This window comes from Bradyrhizobium sp. (genome assembly GCF_035701725.1).
Classification (GTDB): domain Bacteria; phylum Pseudomonadota; class Alphaproteobacteria; order Rhizobiales; family Xanthobacteraceae; genus Bradyrhizobium.
The window spans coordinates 1-2869 of the sequence record NZ_DASSRP010000025.1 but is presented as its reverse complement, the minus strand read 5'-3'; the positions used below and the strand labels follow the sequence as shown (position 1 = coordinate 2869).

Below are 2869 nucleotides of genomic sequence, written 5' to 3'. Positions count from 1 at the left end.
CGTGGGTTCTGCGTGCCCCAAAGCCGCACTGCATTGGCGAAGGTGAAGTCGCGGAAATTGTCCTCGGTGATCAGGCCGTCCTCGACCAGCTCCCAGGCCTCGGGCAATGGGTCGCGCATGTCGATCACGTCGAAATGCCCGATATCGGAGCTGTAGATCGCGTTGAGCTGGGCCCCAAACGGGTTGGCGCGGCTGAAAGCGCAGGCGTTCATCCGGTCGTCGGCCTCGCAGCCGAAGTAGTAGGGCTTGGCGTAGAGGTCGATCCAATCCTGTTTGCGGGTGATCTTGCAGGCGGCGAAATCGTCGAGCTCGTCGCGGCCCCCGGTCAAATGCGCCTCGGGGTTCGGATAGCCGTCGCGCTCTCGCAACGCCTCGGCCATATCGTCATAGCCATGCTTGACAACCAGGTCCATCAGCAGCTTGCGATCGAGCCTTGCCGGATCCATACGTTCGAGCGCCTTGGCGTTGCGCCGCTCCCAATGTTCGATCAGATCACCAAATAGCTGCGCACCCCAGCCGGCGCCGCCTTCAAGAAAGGCGAAATTGAGCTGCGGGAAGCGACGGGTCACGCCGCCGAGGAAAATCGCCTTAGCGACGGCATGACCGGCGGCGGCGAAATGGCCAATGTGATTGTAGACAAAGTTGGTCGGCGATAGCCGCAATCCCTGGCTGCTACTGCCGCTGTGGAAGGTCGGCGCAATGCCGAGCTCGACGCACGTCGCCCAGACCGGATCGTAGTTATAGGGGCTGTCGATGCCGAGCACGTCGTACCACACCGTGAAGCGGCGCGACTCTTCATCCTCCGCCGCAGCGGAGGGGACCGGCCGCGGCAGGTTGCTGCCGAACATTCCGACCTTCGAGCCGAGCTGTTTCGTGACGAATTCGAGCTCCTCGATCGCCTCCTCCGGCGTGTGCATCGGAATGATCGCCGCCGGGGTCATGCGGTCGCTGAAAGCGCGGAAATAATCGGCTGAGACGATGTTGTAGGCACGGATCACGGCGCGCCGCGTCTCATCGTCCTTGATGCGAGGCAGCCCGAGCCCGGCCGTCGGATAGATGACGGCGAAGTCGGAGCCGATTTCGTCGAGGCGCTCGTAGAGCAGCTTCGGCATCATCGCAGTCGCGCGGTCGAGCGTGTTTTCGCCCTGGCGGTTCCAGAAATTGGGCTGCGCAATTCTTCGCTCGGTTCGCTCGGCCGGGGTCATCTTTAGTGCTTCGCCGCCGCCTCGCGGCGCGAGAAAGCCGTCGGCCGCCTTGTCGCCGCCGACCTTGCGCATCTTCTCGGCAAAGACCGGCGGAAACTCAACCCAATGTCCGTCACCGTCGACGATCGGATGCTTAACCTTGGCGTGGACCTGCGCCGGGCTCAAATGACCGTTGCCGCTCATAGCGTTCTCCCGAACCTGTTGCGAGCAAACCTCGTGTGAATTTGTCGATAAAAGCGTCGTTCCGCTTCGCTGCCGAGTCAACTGCAGCCTGATTTATTTTGGCAGTTCGCTGAGCAGCTCGGGCCTTTGCAGGCTTGGCCAAGATGGGCTGACAGATCCTGGCGCGGATGAAAACCCGCAGCGAACAATCGATACGGATGAAAACGAGCGCCGCGCCGCTCATAACGGCCGACAGTGCAGAAGAGGCAGAAGGTGACCCTCCCGCGATCCAACGCACCAACGTATCCGATCTCAAGGCCAAGCCTTGGCCGAGGTGGAGATCCCCGCGAGCCCGTGCTCATGATCTCTTCGGCATCGAGTGGCCTGTAGGACAAACAGGTTCCAGGGTGGCCGTTCTACTGTCACGCTCCCACCCGGGAACACATTGTTCACCCTGCCGCCCTGGTGTTGGGGGCAAGGCGGGGCCCACCTCGCGGCTGTCGTCGCCATCTCGGCCGCACGGGTCAACAGGATCATCCAAACGTTACCGCGCCGCACAAGGTTCGGCAAAGCGCTGCACCACGATCGGCACGCGTCGCACAAACCACCGGTTACGGCGCATCCCGGCCATTTGTTCGCTCCTTCGCGAGCTTGCGGCCATACGCTTTTTTTCGAGCTGATCAGCTGACGACAGCCGGCCCATCATCGGACAGGCCGGTCAGCTCAAGACTGAGCGCGCGCAGCCGGCGGCGCGCCTCGTCGTCATAGGCCTGGGAGTGAGCGCGGGCCTCCCGAAGCCCGTTAAAATAAAGACCGGTGCAGCCTGCTAGTGCGGGTGATATAGCAAGATTTAGGATCGCCTCAGCACCCGCTTCAACGGTGCTCACGGGGGTGACGCCGGCGCGGCGCACCATTGTCGTGTTCATGTAGGTGGCGGGATGCAGGCATGTTGCCGTCATACCGCTGCCGGGGAGTTCGGCGGCAAGATCGATCGTGAACATCACCTGCGCGAGCTTGCTTTGGCAGTAGGCCCGCGTCCCGCTGTAGCCGCGGGTCAGCATCGTATCGGCGAAGTCTATCGGATATTGCCCGGCCGACGAAACATTGACGATACGCGCCGGAGCGCTGGCCCGCAGCAGCGGCAGCAGCAACCACGTGAGCAGAAACCCAGCGAGGTAATTGACCGCGAACCGTAATTCGAACCCGTCCGCGCTTTCCTCACGGGCGCCGCCGGCAGTGCCGATTCCGGCATTGTTGATCAGGACGTCAAGGCGGCCGTTCGTGTCCAGCACCGTGGCGGCAAGGAGGCGCACCTCGGCCAGACTCGCCAGGTCAGCCTTGAAAAACGTCGCAGCACCCCCCGTCTTCTCGATCTCGGCGACGATCTGGTGACCTCTCTCGGCATTGCGGCCGTGCACCAGGACGCGCGCGCCCGGCCCGGCGAGCGTTTTGGCGACAAAGCGACCGACACCGTCGGTGGAGCCCGTGACAAGCACCGTTTT

Annotated in this window: 2 protein-coding genes; both read right to left on the bottom strand. The window is 62.9% G+C overall.

Going from position 1 to position 2869, the window contains the following annotated elements; translation table 11 throughout:
• The coding region (locus VFL62_RS01405) for an amidohydrolase family protein (RefSeq protein ID WP_325170592.1) at positions 1-1388 on the bottom strand (1388 nt) is incomplete at its 3' end.
• A gap of 659 nt (positions 1389-2047) precedes the next feature.
• Positions 2048-2869: SDR family NAD(P)-dependent oxidoreductase (locus VFL62_RS01400; protein WP_325170591.1), on the bottom strand; the 822-nt coding region annotated here is incomplete at its 5' end.